This window comes from Capnocytophaga canis, assembly GCF_000827555.1.
Lineage (GTDB): Bacteria > Bacteroidota > Bacteroidia > Flavobacteriales > Flavobacteriaceae > Capnocytophaga > Capnocytophaga canis.
In genome coordinates, this window is record NZ_CDOI01000113.1 from 1 (window position 1) to 19,893 (window position 19,893).

The 19,893-nt window shown below is 35.2% G+C and carries 17 protein-coding genes; 9 read left to right on the forward strand and 8 right to left on the reverse strand.

All coding sequences use genetic code 11. The features are described from left to right. On the forward strand, window positions 1–518 hold a 518-nt coding region (locus tag CCAND38_RS03245), incomplete at its 5' end, for an N-acetylmuramic acid 6-phosphate etherase (RefSeq protein WP_042343868.1). A 16-nt stretch (window positions 519–534) separates the two neighbouring features. Here CCAND38_RS03245 and prmC read toward each other — a convergent pair. The 6 genes from prmC to CCAND38_RS03275 form a co-directional block, all read right to left on the reverse strand. Further along, a complete protein-coding gene (prmC, locus tag CCAND38_RS03250) occupies window positions 535–1,380 on the reverse strand; it encodes a peptide chain release factor N(5)-glutamine methyltransferase (protein ID WP_042343869.1) in 846 nt (281 codons plus the stop codon). A gap of 4 nt (window positions 1,381–1,384) precedes the next feature. Then, entirely contained in the window at window positions 1,385–2,341 is a 957-nt protein-coding gene (locus CCAND38_RS03255) for a glucosaminidase domain-containing protein (RefSeq protein WP_042008578.1), read from the reverse strand. Then, window positions 2,334–3,260: a 1-aminocyclopropane-1-carboxylate deaminase/D-cysteine desulfhydrase gene (locus tag CCAND38_RS03260; RefSeq protein ID WP_042343870.1), complete on the reverse strand. Its 927-nt coding sequence runs from the start codon at window positions 3,258–3,260 to the stop codon at window positions 2,334–2,336. The genes CCAND38_RS03255 and CCAND38_RS03260 overlap by 8 nt, the downstream gene beginning before the upstream one ends. A gap of 21 nt (window positions 3,261–3,281) precedes the next feature. Continuing rightward, window positions 3,282–4,460, reverse strand: a complete 1,179-nt coding sequence (locus CCAND38_RS03265) for an acetyl-CoA C-acyltransferase (protein WP_042008575.1) — start codon at window positions 4,458–4,460, stop codon at window positions 3,282–3,284. Between the two features lie 168 nt (window positions 4,461–4,628). Beyond that, a complete protein-coding gene (locus CCAND38_RS03270; RefSeq protein WP_042343871.1) occupies window positions 4,629–5,567 on the reverse strand; it encodes a bifunctional riboflavin kinase/FAD synthetase in 939 nt (312 codons plus the stop codon). A gap of 119 nt (window positions 5,568–5,686) precedes the next feature. Continuing rightward, entirely contained in the window at window positions 5,687–7,456 is a 1,770-nt protein-coding gene (locus tag CCAND38_RS03275) for an AMP-dependent synthetase/ligase (RefSeq protein ID WP_042343872.1), read from the reverse strand. Between the two features lie 533 nt (window positions 7,457–7,989). Here CCAND38_RS03275 and CCAND38_RS03280 point away from each other — a divergent pair. Both CCAND38_RS03280 and CCAND38_RS03285 read left to right on the forward strand, forming a co-directional pair. Next, the gene (locus tag CCAND38_RS03280) at window positions 7,990–8,607 is read left to right on the forward strand and encodes a hypothetical protein (RefSeq protein WP_042343873.1); all 618 of its coding nucleotides are present in this window, start codon (window positions 7,990–7,992) and stop codon (window positions 8,605–8,607) included. A 168-nt stretch (window positions 8,608–8,775) separates the two neighbouring features. Beyond that, window positions 8,776–9,687 (forward strand): bifunctional metallophosphatase/5'-nucleotidase, encoded by a 912-nt coding sequence (locus tag CCAND38_RS03285; RefSeq protein WP_042343874.1) that lies wholly within the window; start codon window positions 8,776–8,778, stop codon window positions 9,685–9,687. A 3-nt stretch (window positions 9,688–9,690) separates the two neighbouring features. On the opposite strand, the gene CCAND38_RS03290 is transcribed toward CCAND38_RS03285, so the two are convergent. Together CCAND38_RS03290 and CCAND38_RS03295 are read right to left on the reverse strand one after the other, a co-directional pair. Then, on the reverse strand, window positions 9,691–10,311 hold the full coding sequence (locus tag CCAND38_RS03290; protein WP_042343875.1) for an L-threonylcarbamoyladenylate synthase: 621 nt from the start codon (window positions 10,309–10,311) through the stop codon (window positions 9,691–9,693). A 241-nt stretch (window positions 10,312–10,552) separates the two neighbouring features. After that, entirely contained in the window at window positions 10,553–11,941 is a 1,389-nt protein-coding gene (locus CCAND38_RS03295; protein ID WP_042343876.1) for a dipeptidase, read from the reverse strand. 1,261 nt (window positions 11,942–13,202) lie between these two features. Here CCAND38_RS03295 and queA point away from each other — a divergent pair. The 6 genes from queA to aroC all read left to right on the forward strand — a co-directional run bounded on the left by queA (window position 13,203) and on the right by aroC (window position 19,885). Then, the gene (gene queA, locus CCAND38_RS03300; RefSeq protein WP_042008564.1) at window positions 13,203–14,252 is read left to right on the forward strand and encodes a tRNA preQ1(34) S-adenosylmethionine ribosyltransferase-isomerase QueA; all 1,050 of its coding nucleotides are present in this window, start codon (window positions 13,203–13,205) and stop codon (window positions 14,250–14,252) included. A 224-nt stretch (window positions 14,253–14,476) separates the two neighbouring features. Next, window positions 14,477–16,234: a 30S ribosomal protein S1 gene (gene rpsA / locus CCAND38_RS03305; protein WP_042008563.1), complete on the forward strand. Its 1,758-nt coding sequence runs from the start codon at window positions 14,477–14,479 to the stop codon at window positions 16,232–16,234. A gap of 207 nt (window positions 16,235–16,441) precedes the next feature. Next, entirely contained in the window at window positions 16,442–16,987 is a 546-nt protein-coding gene (locus CCAND38_RS03310; RefSeq protein ID WP_042008562.1) for a DUF1599 domain-containing protein, read from the forward strand. 8 nt (window positions 16,988–16,995) lie between these two features. Beyond that, on the forward strand, window positions 16,996–18,084 hold the full coding sequence (locus CCAND38_RS03315) for a BT_3928 family protein (RefSeq protein WP_042343877.1): 1,089 nt from the start codon (window positions 16,996–16,998) through the stop codon (window positions 18,082–18,084). 3 nt (window positions 18,085–18,087) lie between these two features. After that, on the forward strand, window positions 18,088–18,753 hold the full coding sequence (gene mnmC2 / locus CCAND38_RS03320; protein WP_042343878.1) for a tRNA (5-methylaminomethyl-2-thiouridine)(34)-methyltransferase MnmC2: 666 nt from the start codon (window positions 18,088–18,090) through the stop codon (window positions 18,751–18,753). Window positions 18,754–18,817: 64 nt separating this feature from the next. Continuing rightward, window positions 18,818–19,885, forward strand: coding sequence for a chorismate synthase (gene aroC / locus CCAND38_RS03325; RefSeq protein ID WP_042008558.1), 1,068 nt, complete (start codon window positions 18,818–18,820; stop codon window positions 19,883–19,885). Window positions 19,886–19,893: the final 8 nt, after the last annotated feature.

Below are 19,893 nucleotides of genomic sequence, written 5' to 3' on the forward strand. Positions count from 1 at the left end.
CCGCTATCCGAAAAGCTGTCGAATTTGCTGAAGACGATCCTTTACAGGCTTGGAAAGACATTACTCCATACTCCCCTACTCCAAACGATTGTGTAATTGGTATAGCTGCTTCTGGAAGTACTCCTTACGTGATTGGTGGCGTACGAGAAGCCCGTAAAAATGGATTGCTCACAGCTTGTATCATCAATAATCCAAACGCTCCGCTTTCCAAAGAGGTCGATATTCCTATCGAAATAAATGTAGGTGCTGAATTTGTCACAGGAAGCACTCGAATGAAAAGTGGTACTTCTCAAAAGTTAGTACTTAACATGATCTCAACCGCTCTTATGATTAAAATTGGTCGGGTGAAAGGTAATAAAATGGTCAATATGCAATTAAACAACCACAAATTAGTGGATAGAGGTATCCGATTTGTTATGGATGAACTCCAAATAGATTACCCCATTGCTGAACAACTTTTAAAAGAAAATGGTTCAGTAAAAAAAGCAATAGACGCATACCGCAAACAACTATATTAACTGTTACGAAAAAAAGCTATAACATAGCCTTTATCATCCTTGGATTGCCATGCAAATCGTTACGCAATTGAACCTCGGAAAAGCCTTTGGCATATAACATGTTAACAGTCTCAATTCCTAAATATTGATTAATTTCAAAAAAAAGTTTTCCCTTGGGGGCTAGTGATTTCTGAGCCAAATCAGCTATTTTCTCGTAGAAGATAAGTGGATTTTCATCGCTTACAAACAAAGCCAAATCAGGTTCATAACCCAATACATTTTGCTTCATTTCTTGTTTTTCCAAATTGCGAACATATGGGGGATTCGACACGATAATGTCGTATGTATGTAACAGGGTGTCTGTTTGTAAAATATCTTGATGTATAAAACGAACAGAAACTACATTTTCTATTGCATTTTTTTGAGCTATACTAAGAGCCTTTTGTGAAATATCCAAGGCACTAATCTTTGAAGCAGGTCTTTCTTTAGCAATTGAAATAGAAATACACCCACTGCCACACCCTATATCCAATATATTGTATTGTTGATTTTCAGAAGTTTCATCAAGAATCCAAGCTACCAACTCCTCGGTTTCCTGCCGTGGAATCAGTACATCTTCATTTACAAAGAAACGATTTCCAAAGAAGAAAGTTTCTCCAAAAATATATTGAATCGGTTTTTCAATGAAGAGTTCATCAATTGCGGTCAAAATACGCTGCTTTTCATCGACAGAAAGATCTTTATCGGGATACAGATGTACTTCAGTTCGAGAAGAATTCGTATAAAATTCTAACAAAAGAAAATAGAGGGATTGTAGTTCCCTCGATTCGTATTTCTCATTTAATTTATAGACAAGATACTCTTTTAATTGTCTGAAATTCATGAATTTAATTTAACCTCAATTCCTGACCTACTTGTAAATTATTACTTGTAATGTCATTCAAATTATTAAGTTTCATAATCTGGTTAACAGGCACTTTTTGTTCTCTCGAAATTTTGTAAAGCGTATCCCCTGCTTGTACCACATAGTAAACTGGACTTCCTTCAGTTGATGGTTTTGCAAATGTCTCTACTGGCTCAACTACTGGCTCAACTGCCTTAACGCTGTCTTTTTGAGTCTGTTGGGTACGCAAAGCGTCTGTAATAGCAATCCCTTGATTATCAGCCTTGATCACAAGATTGTCATACTCATAGAGTTTATAACGCTTAATGATAGCAATCAACTTTTGAGCATATTGAGGATCGGTGGCATATCCTGCTTTTTTGAGTCCATGAGCCCATTTTTCATAATCGTTGATAGCTAAAGTGAACAACGAAGCATAGCGACTGCGATTTACCAGAAACTGTGAATGGTCTTCAAACGATTCAAAAGCATATTTATAACGGCGGAAACATTCTCCCTTTTCATCATCATCATGAGTAATCGTTTTACCTTTCCAAGCAGAATGACACTTGATTCCGAAATGATTATTGCCATACCGTGCTAAACGTCCTTGCCCTGAAGCACTTTCTAAGATTCCTTGAGCTAAAGTAATACTTGCTGGAATTCTATAACGTTGCATTTCTACCATTGAAATTTCTTTGTAATCCTCTATATATTTGAGTGTTACAGCAGTTGTCACAGGCATTGCTGGTGGAATTTCGTGATATATTTCCTCCGAACTTTCGTATTTCTTTAATTTCTCATTGACAAGTTCTCTAGTCTTCTTGTCAATATTTTTAGGCATAGGACGTTGTCCTCGATGAGTTACTTTTTTGGGATTTTTCGGATTTTTGTAATATCTTGAAGAACAAGACACTAAAATCGACAAAAACGCCAACAAAAATAGTATTTTTTTAAACATAATTCAAGATTTCTTTACTTTTCCTTAATCTCCTCTCATTAAATCCTGCAATTCCTTGCAAACCTCCTGTGTGAATCGCAAGTATTTTTGTATTCGGTTCAAAATACCCCCGGTTTGCGAGGGCAAAAATAGCAAAAATCATTTTACCCACATAAATTGGGTCTAAAGAAATATTCGTTTTTTCGTTAAAGTTATTCAAAAATCGTATTAAATCATCGTTAATCTTTGCATATCCGCCAAAATGGTAATCGTGTATGAGCTTCCAATTGTTTTTTGAAACATATTTTTTAATGACTTCTTCTAAAAATTTTCCTTTCAAAGCAGGAAACCCCAAAACCTTCTGATGTGGAAAACTGCTGTTTATCAATCCTGCCATAGTTCCTCCCGTACCAACGGCTGTGCAAATTACATCAAATGAAGCATCATCGGAAATCAAAATTTCTTGACAACCCTGTACAGCCAGAATGTTTGTCCCTCCCTCTGGTAACACATAAACATCTGTACCATAATTGTGTAACAAATTATTTAAAAACTCTAAGCTGTCTTTTAATCGATATTCAGTTCGGGTTACAAATCGAAATTCCATACCACAACGCTGTGCAAATCTTAGAGTTGGATTTTCATGAATTTTGTCGCACAACTCTTCCCCACGAATCACACCGATGGTTTTCAATCCCATCAACTGTCCTGCAGCAGCAGTAGCGGCAATATGATTAGAATAAGCTCCTCCGAAAGTGAGTAATGTATTTTTTTGCTGTTTTTTAGCTTCTAAAATATTGTATTTCAACTTCCTAAGTTTATTCCCTGATACAAACGGATGATTTTTGTCTTCTCGTTTTAAATACAAAGAAATTCCATTGGGCAAATGTAAATTAACTTGCTGATTTTCAATAGTTATGTCAGAAAATATATCCATCATATTTCAGAAAATATTTAACTCCTAAAAAACCTCAAAAATTCCGGCTGCTCCCTGACCTGTACCGACACACATAGAAACCATTCCATACTTCTGGTTACGGCGTTTCATTTCATCAAATAGTTGCACTGAGAGTTTTGCTCCCGTACACCCTAACGGATGTCCTAAAGCTATCGCTCCCCCATTCACATTAATAATTTCAGGATTCAAATCCAATTCTCGAATTACTGCTAAGGTTTGTGCCGCAAAGGCCTCATTCAACTCAATCATTTGAATGTCACTGAGTTGTAACCCAGATTGTTTCAAAGCCTTAGGAATAGCTTTAACAGGCCCAATCCCCATAATACTTGGTGGTACACCTGCAACGGCATATGTTATCAATCGAGCTATAGGATTAATATTCAGTTTTTTGACTAATTCCTCACTCATCAGCAACAAAAAAGCAGCTCCATCACTTGTTTGGGAAGAGTTTCCTGCCGTAACACTACCTCCTTTTGCAAAAACAGGTTTTAGTTTTGCTAATGCCTCTAATGAGGTATCACTACGTGGCCCTTCATCAGTTTTAAAGGTGTATGTTCGTGCGGTACGAATCCCATTTCTAAGTAGCACTTCCTCTACTTGAATAGGTGCTATCTGACCCTCAAATCGTTTTTCGGTCAGAGCTTTGACTGCCTTTTGATGCGATTGAAACGCGAACATATCTTGATCTTCTCGCGAGATATTAAACTGACAAGCTACTTTTTCGGCGGTAAGTCCCATTCCCCAATAGAAATCTTCATTCCCTTGCATAACTGATTTATAATCAGGTGAAGGACGGTATCCTCCAAAAGGGATATAACTCATACTTTCCACGCCTCCCGCTATGATGCAGTCTGCCATACCAGACTGAATTTTTGCCATTGCAATAGCAACACTTTCTAGTCCCGATGCACAATATCGATTAATGGTCATCCCAGGCACTTGGTCGGTCTGCAAACCCATTAAGGAAATAATCCTTCCCACATTTAGCCCTTGCTCTGCCTCGGGAACAGCACTCCCTACAATGACATCATCAATCATAGTTTTATCAAAATCAGTCATTTGTGAAATCATATAGGCAATAGTTTCAGCCGCTAACTCGTCCGGACGCTTGAAACGAAGCAATCCACGAGGAGCTTTTCCAACAGCCGTACGATAGGCTTTTACAATATAGGTTGCTTTCATAATGTTGCTTATTTAACCATAACATTCAACAACGAAGACAAATTCTTGTGCTAACTGACCTTATTTTTCAAAAGTTTATTTTAAAAAATAGAGATACAGAACTTCTAAAATTTGGATTCTTGAAGTATATAATATCAACAAAATCAAATTCTGCGAAAAAACGATTATTTAGAAATCTTTTAAGGTGCTGATAAACTTCCTCGAAATAATTTCATCTTGTTGCAACTGAGCTTTTAATGCTTCTATTGAATCAAATTTTTGTTCAGTGCGATGGTATTGTAAAAAATAGATTTGTAGGGTTTCTCCGTATATATCCTTATCAAAATCAAAGAAAAACACTTCCATAGAAGGCTCTTTGCCTGGTATAGTTGGATTCTTTCCGATACTCATCATGCCATATATCTTTTTGCCACTGATGATGCTATAAACGATGTAAATACCATCTTTGGGAATTAGCTTGTACGGAAAATCTACCTGAATATTAGCTGTGGGGAAACCTATTTCCCTACCAAGTTTCATGCCGTGAACAACTTGTCCGGTAATCAAAAAAGGGCTTCCAAGGTAGTCCCATGCTTTCTTCACATCGCCTTGAGCTAAGGCTTCGCGTATTTTGGTAGAACTAACCGATACTTCGTTTATTTCCTTTGCTGAAATTTCTTCTACTTCAAAGCCGTATTGTACTCCAAATTGACGCATATCATCAATATCAGCTGTTCGATTTCGCCCAAAGCGATGATCGTACCCAATCACTACTTTTTTCATATTCAGAGTTTTAATTAAAAACTCCTCCACAAATTCCCGAGCCGACATTTGTGAAAATTTTTCATCAAACGGATGGGTTATCAATTGGTCTATACCTAACGTAGACAACTTCTGACTTTTCTCTTCCAAGGTATAGATCAATTTCAAATCATTACAGTGTTGTACTACCATTCTCGGATGTGGAAAAAAAGTAAAAATGGTTGAGTACCAATCTCTTTGGTTAGCTTCTTCCACCAACTTTCGAATAATTTTTTGATGCCCCAAATGCACCCCATCAAATGTTCCGATGGTAATAACACTTCCCTTGGAAGCTTTGAATTTGGAAATATCGGTTATCTCTTTCACGTACAGTTGTTATATTTTCTTGTAGTTGGCTTGAGATTGTATACTATCTTTGCATACAAAAATCTTTACCAGCTAGAAATTCAGGTAAAACTCTATTTGTTGGTCGTTAAACTTTTAAACTAAGCGTAGAACGATTTATAAAGTTCGGAATATTTTTCTTTAATAATACGACGTTTTAGTTTCAAAGTTGGGGTCAGATGCCCTGCGTCAATGCTCCACTCATCGGGTGTAAGTCCAAAAACTTTGATCTTCTCCCATTGTCCCAAGTACTCGTTAGCCCGCTCAACCTCTTTTCTAATTCGGTCAAATAATTTTTTGTTGGCTATTATTTTCTCATTGCTACTTTCAAGATTAATTCCACGGCGTTTTGCCCATTCTTTCACAAAAGGGAAATTCAATTGAATGATTGCCGCAGGCATCTTTTCTCCCTCACCCACCACCATAGCTTGTTCAATGAATCTGGATTGTTTCAAAAGACTTTCAATGCGTTGTGGCGTAATGTACTTTCCTCCCGATGTTTTGAAAATTTCTTTCTTACGGTCGGTGATTTTTAAAAATCCTTCTTTGTCCAACTCCCCAATATCTCCTGTATGGAAATAACCATCAACAATAGCCTGTGCAGTCATTTGAGGATCTTTAAAGTAACCTAACATCACGTTGTCTCCTTTACAAAGAATTTCGCCGTCTTCAGCAATTTTCACCTCAACATTGTTGATAGGTTTTCCTACAGTGCCTATTTTCAAATATTTACCTGATTTTCGATTCACAGAAATTACGGGAGATGTTTCTGTAAGTCCATATCCTTCAACGATATTCAATCCTGCAGCACAAAATACTCGATTTAAACGATTTTGTAATGCGGCACTTCCCGATACAATCAATTGCAGTTCTCCCCCCAAGGCCTCCTGCCACTTTTTGAATATCAATTTACGAGCAATTCCCAATTTAAAACCATACCAAAAACCATTCGCTCCATAAGGTTTATATGCAAACCCCAAATCCAACGCCCAGAAAAATAATTTCTTTTTAATGCCAGAGAGTTCCGTACCTTTGGTATAAATCTTATCATATACCTTTTCAAGTAAACGCGGAACGACTGTCATCAAATGAGGTTTTACTTCCTTAATATTTTCTCCCATTTTTTCAATGGATTCAGCAAAATGAATTCGCATGAAATTATACTGATAGAAATATGTCAGCATACGTTCAAAAATATGGCATACAGGCAAAAAACTCAAACAACGAGAACCTGCTTTTATGGGAAGCCTGTCTTCACAGTTTAACACATTGGAAATTATGTTTTTATGTGACAACATCACTCCTTTCGGACGATCTGTTGTTCCTGAAGTGTATATGATGGTAGCTAAATCTGTTCCATGAATTTGTTTTTTATAATTTTCAACTTCGGGTTGGTTATTTTCATCAACACCCAAGTTTAAAATTTCTTTCCAACTGTGTGCATAAGGAACAGTGTCAAAGGTGTAAATCCCTTTCAAATGAGGTAATTTATCTTGAATTGAGGTAATTTTATCAAGCAATTGTTTATCAGAAACAAAGCAATATTTACATTCTGCGTGATTGAAGATATATTCGTAATCTTCCAATGAAATAGTTGGATAGACGGGTACGTTTTGAGCACCTATTTGCAAAATACCCATATCTAAAACGTGCCACTCAGTGCGATTATTGGATGAAATGACTGCTATTTTATCATCTTTTTCCACTCCTAAACGTAGCAAACCTCGACTAACTTGATTTATTTTTTGAATATAGGTTTCAGTGGACGTTTTTTCCCATTTTCCGTCGTATTTTGTTACGAAAGCATCTTCCAAAGGAAAGTTTTTTAGCTGATAATACGGAATATCAAACAAACGGGTAACTTCATTCATTTTGCTCAAAATTTTAAAATCAACACGCAAAGTAACAATAAAAAGTGGTAAAAACAATTTTTTTTGACATTTTTTTGTCGATATTTGGATTTAACTTTTTTATTATTGATTGATTTACAGAACAATAAATCAGATGAAATATAAAAAAACAATACAATCATAACATTAGTATTTTAGCATTAGTAAAGTTTTGTAAAACGATTATTTAAATTTGATTTGTACATTAAAACAAACCAGAAACGACAACACTTTTTGAAGATAATCTTCTTAATTTGAGCAATATAACGAAAAAATAAAATATTTCGGTAAATCATTAGTAGACTATCTTTACAAAACAAATTATGGTTACATATAAATTGTCAGTGAAATTCTTTACGAATACAATTCTGTTTTCTATAGGATTTGGCACCTTTTTTACTATATTTGTGCTTTAAGAATCTGTGGAGCGTGACTCTACCGTTATTTATATTTCACAAAATCACAACCTTATTATTTAATTATCAACGATTTATACAACAATACCTAAATATTTTATGAAGAGATTTACATTTTTACTATGCATCGCCTTTTTAAGCATTACTTTCGGACAGGAAAAAATAAAAGTAACTTCCGTCTATGGCAGTGAAAACAAAGAGGTACAAGTTTTATTAGATTTTGAAAATATCTACATCCAAACCCTTACCTTTCACGGGGCTACTATCAAAGGCAAACATTATGAAGTTACAATTTCAGAGTATGAAAACGGAAACCTTGTAAGAACAGAAACACTATTTGATGGTTCGGAGTCTGATTATTTCAGAAATCAATCCAATACTTTGCCCCTTACATTCTTCTTTAAAATGGCAGACGGTAAATTTAAAGGATTTTTGCGAGGTGAACGCTTTGGTAGTAAAAAAGTATATTTTGATTTGAAAAGTGAATCGGATATGTACGTTTTAAAGGATTTCTTTGGTTCATCAAATGAATGGTTTTTTACGTCTGACACCAATAAAGCTACTGCTATTTTTGCTATCATTACCCCGAAAATCAATCCTGATGGCTCTGGCTCATACTGTGAAGTTGCCCAGTCAGATATTGCTCCCGAACGTTTCGGTACGCACTTTCTCATTCCGCATTACTTTTTAGTGTCCATTCGATTTAAGGAAAAATAACCCGTAAACGACGCTTTCAAAAAGAAAACATAAAAAAAACAAAAGTACTTATTGAATTTTCTACAATAAATTCATACCTTTGCGGTAGATGACTTTGGTCAGAACACAAAATTTTTCAACTACAAAATAAATTGTAAATAGCAGAATCGCAATCATAGAAAAGAAATTATGAAGAGAAGAGTTTTTATACGCAATGTGGGAGCTTCGTCCTTATTTGTGGGGTTGGGAGGTTTGTCGTTAGCAATGAAGCCTGATAATATAAAGAAAATCACTATTTTACATACAAACGATACGCATAGCCATATCGACCCACAACCTGCCAATGCTCCTAAGAACCCAAATCGTGGAGGCGTAGCACGAAGGGCTTATTTAGTTGAACAAATTCGTCGTGAAAACCCAAACACATTACTGTTTGATGCTGGAGATATTTTTCAAGGAACTCCTTACTTCAATTTCTATGGAGGAGAACTCGAATTTAAGTTAATGTCCATGATGGGATACAACGCCTCTACCATTGGGAACCATGATTTTGATAATGGAATTGATGGACTGTACGCTCAGTTGCCTCATGCTAAATTTGATTTCTTAATCTCAAACTACGATTTTTCAAATACTCTAATGGACGGACACACAAATCCTTACAAAGTGTATGTGGTTGATGGTGTTCGCATTGGAGTTTTCGGACTGGGGGTAAAATTAGAAAATTTGGTCAGCAAACAGAATTACAAAGAAACTGTTTATTTAGATCCTTTGGAAATCGCATTGGATATGGAGCGTAAACTCAAAGAAGAAGAAAAATGTGACTTAGTAATTTGTCTTTCCCATTTAGGATATGATTACGTAGATAGAAAAAATCAAATCTACGACCTTAAAATTGCAGAAGAAACGTCACATATAGACCTCATCATAGGCGGACATACACATACGTTCTTAACTGAGCCTACTTTAGTAACAAACAAAAAGGGAAACACCACCTTAGTAAACCAAGTGGGTTGCTTTGGAATTCAGTTGGGGCGTATTGATTTTTACTTTGAAGAAGGTAAAAATACAGGTAATAAATCAGTTAGTATTGAAGTGTAGATATTAAAAAATGTCTACACTTCCCTTGCCCTCACGAACTACAACGGGTTCATCACCTGATAAATCTATAACGGTTGAAGCCACGTTATCACCGTATCCTCCGTCGATAACGGCATCGACCCTGTTTTGCCATTTTTCAAAAATAAGTTCAGGGTCGGTAGTATACTCAATCAAATCATCCTCATCATAGATAGAAGTGGACACAATCGGGTTTCCAAGCCTTTCAACGATGATACGGGCTATATTATTATCGGGAATACGGATTCCTACCGTCTTTTTCTTCTTAAAATCTTTCGGAAGATTATTACTACCGGGAAGAATAAATGTATAAGGCCCAGGCAAAGCTTTCTTTAATATTTTAAACGTAGAACTATCAATCTGCTTAACATAATCAGAAAGATTGCTTAAATCGGCACAAACAAATGAAAAATTTGCTTTCTCCAACTTTATTCCTTTGAAACGAGCTATTTTTTCCAAAGCCTTGGTGTTAGTAATGTCACATCCCAATCCATAGACCGTGTCTGTTGGATAAATAACTAATCCACCTTCGCGGAGAATCTCCACCACCTTAGCTATCTCTTTCTCATTCGGATTGTCATTATAAATACGTATAAACTCTGCCATATTTTTAAGTTTTATGATTTATTGAATTACGGATTCAATGCTGCTTCAAGGCTTAAAATCCTTTTATTGCTTATTTACTGAATGTATCAATATTGTAAAGTCACCCAACGAAAACACCCTTGTAGAAATCGCATATCAAAAATAGACCACAATCGAAATCAATAAATAGACACGCAATTCCTACAAAGATGTTTTTATACAATCTTATAAAGTTTTGAATTATAACATTTTAAAATCACACCTATTCGTTAGGTTTCGCAAAAAAATGGTAAAACCATGGTATAGTTTCAATTCCTTTTAAGAAGTTGAAAACTCCAAAATGTTCATTAGGCGAGTGAATCGCATCACTATCCAAACCAAACCCCATCAAAATAGATTTACTACCTAATTCTTTTTCAAAAAGAGCTACAATCGGAATACTTCCTCCTGAACGCACAGGAATTGGGTCTTTACCAAAAGATTGCTTATAGGCCTTTGCTGCCGCCTGATACCCTACTGAATTTGTAGGCGTTACATATCCTTGTCCTCCATGATGTGGCTTTACAGTCACTTTGACTCCTGCAGGAGCAATACTCTCAAAATGCTCTTTGAACAGTTGTGTAATCTCTTCCCAATTTTGATTAGGTACTAATCGCATTGATATTTTAGCATATGCCTTACTCGGAATAACGGTCTTAGCTCCCTCACCAATATATCCTCCCCAAATACCATTTACATCCAAAGTAGGACGAATGGAGTTGCGTTCGTTAGTTGAATAGCCTTCCTCTCCATAAACATCTTCAATGTCCAAGGCTTTTTTATAATTCTCCAATGAAAAAGGTGCTTTTGCCATTTCATTGCGTTCCTCTTGTGAGAGTTCTTCTACTTTATCATAGAATCCTGGTATGGTAACTCGCTTATTTTCATCATGTAAAGAAGCAATCATTTTTGTCAAAATATTTATCGGATTTGCTACAGCTCCGCCATAGAGCCCTGAATGCAAATCGCGATTAGGTCCAGTAACTTCTACCTCAACATAGCTGATACCACGAAGCCCTGTCGTGATTGAAGGTGTATCATTAGCAATCATCCCTGTATCGGAAATCAAAATAATGTCGTTTTTGAGTTTTTCGTGATTGCGTTTTACGAACCAACCCAAACTTTCAGAACCTACCTCTTCTTCTCCTTCAATCATAAATTTCACATTGCAAGGTAAATTACCCGTTTTCACCATATATTCCAAGGCTTTAACGTGCATATACATCTGCCCCTTGTCATCACAAGCTCCACGAGCAAAAATAGCCCCTTGTGGATGTTTTTCAGTGGTTTTAATCACTGGCTCAAAAGGATCAGAATGCCACAAATCAATAGGATCAGCAGGTTGTACGTCATAGTGACCATACACCAAAACAGTAGGCAATGCAGGGTCTATGATTTTCTCACCATACACAATTGGATAACCTGGGGTGTCACATATCTCGACTGTATCACATCCTGCTTTTTCTAAAGCATTTTTCACAGCTTCAGCTGTGTTTATTACATCTTGCGAATATGCTGAGTCGGCACTAATCGACGGAATTTTAAGAAGTTGAATCAGTTCATCAATAAATCGTTCTTTGTTTTCTTCAATATAATTTTTTACAGTTTCCATATATTTTTTGATAAATAAATCGCTCAAAGGTAAGAAGAATATCTAAAAGTTACAAGTTATTCATAAAAAAGATTGTCGTGCAGACTCAAACTCGAAGTGCAATTTTTTGTTCTCTGGCATACTACTGAATTGTCTTTTCACCCATTTGAGCAACGGCAAAGACTACGAAAATCATGGTAGTTAGTATTCTGTCAAAAGGAAATAACTTTCTTAATTATTGAGAAAAAAGAAACCAATTTCAGTATTTAACTACATATCTTTTTTATCTATTAGATTTTGATTTTCAATGTTTTTCGGTGATTTCTATCGGCATTGGAGACAAAGTCCGCTCTGCGGAGTATATGAGAGTTAATTTTTAGTGAAGTATCCACAGCCTTGAAATGAAATTCGCCGACCTTGTGGAGGCAATTTTGGTTTCACATACTAAGCCTTCGCTTACTATGTTTCAACACAAAAGTACAAATATGAAAATAAATAATGAACTGAAAAAATAAATATGTATTTATTATTGAAATGGAGTCAATCCGAATTATTTAACGATGTTACTTACGGATTTAAGATAAAAATAATTGTCTTTCAGAACAATGGAGGTCTCTTCAGCTCGAATTAAAATCCGAAAATGCTGTATTTTATAGGCGAAAGATGTTTTGCTTAACTGAATTTATACATTGAAACAAGACTAAAAAGATTGATTCGAATTAAATCGGAAAAACATTTAAAATGAATTTACTATTCCTTAGAATCCCTGCTTTAAGATTCTAAATCACAACAACTCAAAATATTTCAAAAAAACACTATTTTGTTCGTACGGAAACAAAAGCTAACTTTTGAAGAGTACAGATTAGGAGCTGGGGACATTCAGAAATTTCTGACTGCCGTATGAATCGGCTCGAAATTCTCTTACAGTTCTGTAGTTACTTTTGCATCCTACAAAGATCAAGGTGATACCTAATTGTAGAAATGGATAACAGTAATCATGATAGCTTCATTTGGAACACTCACATTGGTTTTTGTTCCTTTATCTGACGAAAACATTGGGATTATCAGGTCAGATAGGAACCTAAAACGTGCATTCCGCAAAAGTACGGGTTTGATATCAAGTTTTAAAGAATAGAGAGAAAATAATAAGATAAAATATTAAATTTCAATTGCTTAACATTACACTTGAGAAATAATCTTATAATTACTTGACAAAGCCTATTTTGAAAACGTATATTTGCAGACTTTTTATGAAAAAATATACGGTTTTATACATCACACAATGAAATTATCAAATTTTAATTTTGAATTACCTAAAGAATTATTGGCTGAATATCCGAGTGAAAATCGCGATGAAGCACGTTTGATGGTTGTACATCGAAAAACAGGATTGATTGAGCATAAACTTTTTAAAGATGTCATCGATTATTTTGACGATGGTGACGTTTTTGTACTGAACAACACCAAAGTTTTTCCTGCTCGGCTCTATGGTAATAAAGAGAAAACAAAAGCAAAAATTGAAGTGTTTTTACTTCGTGAATTGAATGCAGACCAGCGTTTATGGGATGTGCTTGTAGATCCTGCTCGAAAAATACGTATTGGAAATAAATTATACTTCGGAAAAGACGACAGTTTGGTTGCTGAAGTAATTGATAACACTACTTCCCGAGGACGTACACTCCGCTTTTTATATGATGGTTCTTACGAAGAATTCAGAAATAAACTTACAGAATTAGGTCAAACACCACTTCCAAAATATATTTCAAGAGCCGTTGAACCTGAAGATGAAGAGCGCTACCAAACTATTTACGCGAAACACGAAGGAGCTGTTGCAGCTCCAACGGCCGGATTACACTTCTCCAAACATTTGATGAAACGATTAGAAATCAAAGGAATAAATTTTGCAGAAGTAACTTTACATGTAGGTTTAGGCACTTTCAGTCCCGTAGAAGTTGAGGATTTGTCAAAACACAAAATGGACAGCGAAGAGATGTTCATTTTAGAAGACCAGACTGAGATTATCAATAAAGCCAAACGAGGTAAAAATAAAGTTTGTGCGGTAGGAACAACGGTAATGAGAGCTTTAGAAAGTTCTGTTTCATCAGAAAATACAGTAAATCCTTATGTAGGATGGACAAATAAATTTATTTTTCCACCACACGACTTTAGTATTGCTGATGCCATGATAACAAACTTTCATACACCAAAATCAACCTTATTAATGATGATTTCAGCATTTGCAGGACACGATTTGATTATGAAAGCATACAAGGAAGCCGTACAAGAAAAATATAAATTTTATTCCTACGGAGACGCTATGTTGATTTTGTAATAATACAAATAAAACTCAGAAAATGTGGTATTACACTGAATATCAAAAAAATATTTTACAAAAAACATACTATTTCTTTGGTTATTAGAAAAATAATATTTAATATTGCACGCTCTTAGATAGCATTTACAAGAGAATAAGAGAGAAAAATAATGTTTAATCATTCAAGTGAAAATTTGCTAATCTCTTGATTTTCATAAGAATACAAATTTAATTATCAGCAAATGGCTGAACAACAACAAACAAAAGAGGAGTTTTTGCAAAACTTCGATTGGGCTAAATACCAAGAAGGTATTGATGGAGTTCAAGAAGACAAATTAAAAAATTTTGAAGATTTAGTGAAAAACAACTTTGTTGACACTCAAGACAATGAAGTTGTTGAAGGAACAGTAGTTCGCATCACTGACAGAGAAGCAATCATCGACATCAATGCTAAATCAGAAGGGGTTATCTCTTTGAACGAATTTCGTTACAATCCTAACTTAAAAGTAGGAGATAAAGTTGAGGTTTTGATTGATATCCGTGAGGACAGAACAGGGCAATTAGTGCTTTCACATCGTAAAGCTCGTACTATAAAAGCATGGGATCGCGTAAACTTAGCTCACGAAAATGGCGAAATTGTAAATGGTTTTGTTAAGAGTAGAACAAAAGGTGGTATGATTGTAGATGTTTTCGGAATCGAAGCATTCTTACCAGGTTCTCAAATTGATGTTAAACCAATTCGTGATTATGAGCAATTTGTGAATAAAACTATGGAATTCAAGGTAGTAAAAGTAAATCATGAATTCAAAAACGTAGTTGTTTCTCACAAAGCTCTTATCGAAGCTGATATTGAAGAACAGAAAAAAGAAATCATCGGACAACTTGAAAAAGGTCAAGTTTTAGAAGGTGTTGTTAAAAATGTAACTTCTTACGGTGTGTTCGTTGACTTAGGTGGTGTTGATGGATTGATTCACATTACTGATCTATCTTGGTCAAGAATAAACCACCCAAGTGAAGTAGTTGAATTAGACCAAAAATTGAACGTGGTTATCCTTGATTTTGATGACAATAAATCACGTATCCAATTAGGTTTGAAACAATTAAGTAAACATCCTTGGGACGCATTGACCGATGACTTGAAAGTTGGTGATAAGGTGAAAGGTAAAGTAGTAGTAATTGCTGACTATGGTGCTTTCATTGAAGTTGCTGAAGGAGTTGAAGGTCTTATCCATGTTTCTGAAATGTCTTGGAGTACGCACCTCCGTTCAGCTCAAGACTTCGTTAATTTAGGTGATGAAGTTGAAGCTGTAGTTATCACATTGGACAAAGAAGAGCGTAAAATGTCATTAGGTATCAAACAGTTAACATCTGATCCTTGGACAAATATCGCTTCAAAATATCCTGTAGGTTCTAAACATGTTGGAACTGTACGTAACTTTACAAACTTCGGTGTGTTTGTTGAGTTAGAAGAAGGAATTGATGGATTGATTTATATTTCTGATCTATCTTGGACTAAGAAAATAAAACACCCTTCTGAGTTTGTAAACGTTGGAGATAAACTAGATGTTGTTGTTCTTGAATTAGACGTTGAAGGTCGTAAACTTTCATTAGGACACAAACAAACTACAGAAAATCCTTGGGATAAATATGAAGTAGAGTTCGCTGTTGGAACTGTCCATAATGGAACCGTTTCTAAAATAGTAGACAAAGGTGCTACTGTTGATTTTAACGAGGACATCGTAGCTTTCATTCCTACACGTCACTTAGAAAAAGAAGACGGCAAGAAATTAGGAAAAGGAGATGTTGCTGATTTCAAGATCATTGAATTTAACAAAGAATTCAAAAGAGTAGTTGCTTCACATACAGCAATTTTCAGAGAAGAAGAAGAGAAAATAGCTAAGGAAGCTGCTGTTAATACAACAACAAATGTTGAAAAATCAACTTTGGGTGACTTAGAGGCTCTTCAAGAGCTGAAAGACAAAATGGAAAAAGGAAAGTAATTTAGTTTTTTTCATAATTTTTTGTTTTAATGAGGAAAAGTCGTCGCTGGGAAGTGGCGACTTTTTTGTATATACGTATCCTTCAATAAATAGAACATTAATGATATAGATTTATACCATACATATCAAAGCAAAAATCAAATATTTTAATATATAAAAATGGATTATTCTCATAAAAATATTACCTTTGTGAATTATTTATGAACGATGAATAACACAATAGAACAATACAATCAGGTGATTTCAGAATGTAAGTCACTTTTTATCAATAAAATGACTGACTACGGAAGTGCGTGGCGTATTCTGAGATTACCTTCACTTACTGACCAAATTTTTATTAAGGCTCAACGTATTCGGAGTTTACAGGAAAATTCGGTACGGAAAATTGATGAAGGGGAAATTTCGGAGTTTATTGGAATCATTAATTATTCCGTAATGGCACTTATTCAAATTGAAAAAGGGGTGGTACAACAACCTGATTTATCAACGCAGGAAGCTATACAGCTCTATGAGAACAAAGTAGAAGAAACTCGCTCGTTGATGGAGAAAAAAAACCATGACTATGGCGAAGCATGGCGTGATATGCGTGTTAGTTCGCTTACTGATTTGATTTTACAAAAACTTCTGCGTGTAAAACAAATTGAAAACAACCAAGGTAAAACCCTTGTCAGCGAAGGAATTGAAGCCAATTACCAAGATATGATAAACTATGCTGTGTTCGCCTTAATCCATCTCAAAGAATTAAAAAAATAATATTTGTAATGAAATTTATAATCCATATTTTACGACTTTTTTTAGGTATCACGTTTATTGTTAGCGGATTAATAAAACTTAATGATCCCATCGGATTTTCTTTTAAACTGGAAGAATATTTTAGTGAGTCAGTACTCAATTTACCTTTTTTTATGCCATTTGCTTTAGCGATTGCTATTTTTGTATGCATTGCTGAAGTACTTTTGGGGGTGATGATTCTGATGGGATATTTAAAAAAATTGACTCTTTGGGCTACGCTATTGATGCTCATTTTCTTTGGTTTTTTAACTTTTTATTCAGCTTATTACGACAAAGTTACTGATTGTGGGTGCTTCGGTGATGCTATTAAATTTACTCCTTGGCAATCATTTGGGAAAGATATTCTATTGCTTGTCGTAACTTTAATCCTATTTTGGAAACAAAAAATGATTCAACCAATTGGTAGAAAACTGCCATTCGTGGTTACTTTTGTTTCGTTGATTGGTTGTATTGTATTTGTATATCAAGTTTATAATCATTTACCAATAAAGGATTTTAGACCTTATAAAATTGGTGTGAACATTCCTGAGGCTATGAGGATTCCTGAAAATGCTCCAAAAGCGGTTTATGATTATCTTTGGAAATTCAATGTGAATGGAGAAGAAAAAATAGTGACTACGCAAGGTAGTTATCCTACAGTAGATGGTGAATTTATATCCTTTGAAACTAAATTAGTTGATAAAGGATATGAACCTCCAATTCACGATTTTTATATAGAAAAAGAAGGGGAAAATTATCTTGATGAGATGATGAGCAAAGAAAAGTTGCTTTTGGTGATTTGTTATAAAATTGAAAAAACAGATAGAAATGCTTTTAAAAACATCAAAACTATCACTGACAAGGCTTTAAAATCGGGATATACTGTTATCGGTTTAGCATATGATTTGAACCAATCGGAGCAACTCATAAAGGAATATGAATTGAATTTTGAGTTCTACTACAACGATGAAACAACCTTAAAAACGATGATTCGTTCCAATCCTGGACTGATAACTATAAAAAAAGGAACAATTATCGATAAAAAGCATTATAACGATTGGGAAAAATTAGTGCTGTAACCGATGAATCGACAAGTTATTACCACTTCAGATGGTTCCACAACCATACACATCCCTGAATGGAACGAAAATTTCCATTCTAAACACGGAGCTTTACAAGAAGCAATGCATGTTTTTATAAAAAATGGATTGCAATTATTTGAAAATAGACAAATTTCGATTCTTGAAATAGGATTTGGCACAGGATTGAATGCTTTGGTAACATACATAGAGCATCAGAATCTGAGGTTGCAAGTACATTATGAAGGTATAGAAGCCTATCCGCTTTCGTGGGAAGAAGCACAACAAATGAACTATACTCAAATTATTGGAAATGAAAAACTGGATCCTATTTTTGAGCATATTCATCAATCGGATTGGGAAACAAATATTCCTATAACAGAGACTTTTACTCTTAAAAAACGCAGACAACGATTTGAGACAATTGATGATATAAATCGTTTTGATTTAATATATTTCGATGCTTTTGGAGCAAGAGTGCAACCTGAATTATGGGAAGAAATTATCTTTGAAAAAATGCATAAGGCTTTGAAAAACAAAGGCGTTCTAGTAACTTACTCTGCTAAGGGAAGTGTTCAAAGAGCCATGAGGCAATGTGGTTTTCAGGTTGAAAAATTGGCAGGTCCACCTGGAAAACGGGAAATGCTCAGAGCGAAAAAAATCGTGTAGATAATCTACTAAGATTTTTACCGTATTAAAGAGATGATTGAATATTCTGTAAATTAAATAAAAAATGGCCGCAAATACATTTGGAGAATTATTCCGACTGACTACTTTTGGAGAATCACATGGAACGGCATTAGGAGGTGTAATTGATGGGTGTCCTGCAGGAATAACTATTGATTTTCAATTGATTCAACAAGAATTAGACCGACGAAAGCCAGGGCAATCTTCCATTGTTACTCAACGTAAAGAACCTGATGAAGTGCGTTTTCTTTCAGGAATTTTTGAAGGAAAGACCACTGGAACTTCTATAGGCTTTATTATTGAGAATACGAATCAAAAATCGCAAGATTACAACCATATTAAAGATATTTTCCGTCCGAGTCACGCTGATTATGTATACCAACAGAAGTATGGACATCGTGATTATCGAGGAGGTGGCCGAAGTTCTGCTCGTGAAACTGCCTGTCGTGTAGTGGCAGGAGCTATCGCTAAACAGGTACTTCATCAAATTCGTTTTACAGCTTTTGTTTCATCGGTAGGTGAATTAGCTTTGCAAACACCTTACACTAATTTGGACTTATCACTAACGGAAACCAATGCTGTTCGTTGTCCCGATCCAGAATTGGCTCAACAGATGGAAGATTACATCAAACAAATCCGTAAAGAAGGGGATACCGTTGGAGGAACGGTTATGTGCGTTATTCAAAATGTACCTATAGGACTTGGTGAGCCTGTGTTCGACCGATTGGACGCACAATTAGCCAAGGCGATGCTTTCCATTAACGCGGTAAAAGGATTTGAATATGGAAGTGGTTTCGAGGGAACAAAATTACGTGGCAGTCAGCACAATGATCTTTTCAATCCAGATGGAAGTACTCAAACCAATCGTTCAGGTGGCATTCAAGGAGGCATCAGCAATGGAATGGATATCTATTTTAAAGTTGCTTTCAAACCGGTTGCGACATTAATGCAAGAGCAAGAAGCTTTAGATATTCGTGGAAATTTGATTCCAGTACAGGGTAAAGGTAGGCATGATCCTTGTGTTGTACCTCGTGCCGTACCTATCGTAGAGGCTATGGCTGCAATGGTACTTTTGGATTTTTATCTTATCAACAGAGGGTTACAATTCAAATGAAGTCGAAA

What these genes read in the sequence shown, in the direction of transcription:
- CCAND38_RS03255 (WP_042008578.1), bottom strand. Translation starts at nt 2,341, where the DNA reads ATGTTTAAAAAAATACTATTTTTGTTGGCGTTTTTGTCGATTTTAGTG.
- rpsA (WP_042008563.1), top strand. Translation starts at nt 14,477, where the DNA reads ATGGCTGAACAACAACAAACAAAAGAGGAGTTTTTGCAAAACTTCGAT.
- prmC (WP_042343869.1), bottom strand. Translation starts at nt 1,380, where the DNA reads ATGAATTTCAGACAATTAAAAGAGTATCTTGTCTATAAATTAAATGAG.
- CCAND38_RS03285 (WP_042343874.1), top strand. Translation starts at nt 8,776, where the DNA reads ATGAAGAGAAGAGTTTTTATACGCAATGTGGGAGCTTCGTCCTTATTT.
- CCAND38_RS03315 (WP_042343877.1), top strand. Translation starts at nt 16,996, where the DNA reads ATGAAATTTATAATCCATATTTTACGACTTTTTTTAGGTATCACGTTT.
- queA (WP_042008564.1), top strand. Translation starts at nt 13,203, where the DNA reads ATGAAATTATCAAATTTTAATTTTGAATTACCTAAAGAATTATTGGCT.
- mnmC2 (WP_042343878.1), top strand. Translation starts at nt 18,088, where the DNA reads ATGAATCGACAAGTTATTACCACTTCAGATGGTTCCACAACCATACAC.
- CCAND38_RS03295 (WP_042343876.1), bottom strand. Translation starts at nt 11,941, where the DNA reads ATGGAAACTGTAAAAAATTATATTGAAGAAAACAAAGAACGATTTATT.
- CCAND38_RS03275 (WP_042343872.1), bottom strand. Translation starts at nt 7,456, where the DNA reads ATGAATGAAGTTACCCGTTTGTTTGATATTCCGTATTATCAGCTAAAA.
- CCAND38_RS03290 (WP_042343875.1), bottom strand. Translation starts at nt 10,311, where the DNA reads ATGGCAGAGTTTATACGTATTTATAATGACAATCCGAATGAGAAAGAG.
- CCAND38_RS03310 (WP_042008562.1), top strand. Translation starts at nt 16,442, where the DNA reads ATGAATAACACAATAGAACAATACAATCAGGTGATTTCAGAATGTAAG.
- CCAND38_RS03280 (WP_042343873.1), top strand. Translation starts at nt 7,990, where the DNA reads ATGAAGAGATTTACATTTTTACTATGCATCGCCTTTTTAAGCATTACT.
- CCAND38_RS03265 (WP_042008575.1), bottom strand. Translation starts at nt 4,460, where the DNA reads ATGAAAGCAACCTATATTGTAAAAGCCTATCGTACGGCTGTTGGAAAA.
- aroC (WP_042008558.1), top strand. Translation starts at nt 18,818, where the DNA reads ATGGCCGCAAATACATTTGGAGAATTATTCCGACTGACTACTTTTGGA.
- CCAND38_RS03260 (WP_042343870.1), bottom strand. Translation starts at nt 3,260, where the DNA reads ATGATGGATATATTTTCTGACATAACTATTGAAAATCAGCAAGTTAAT.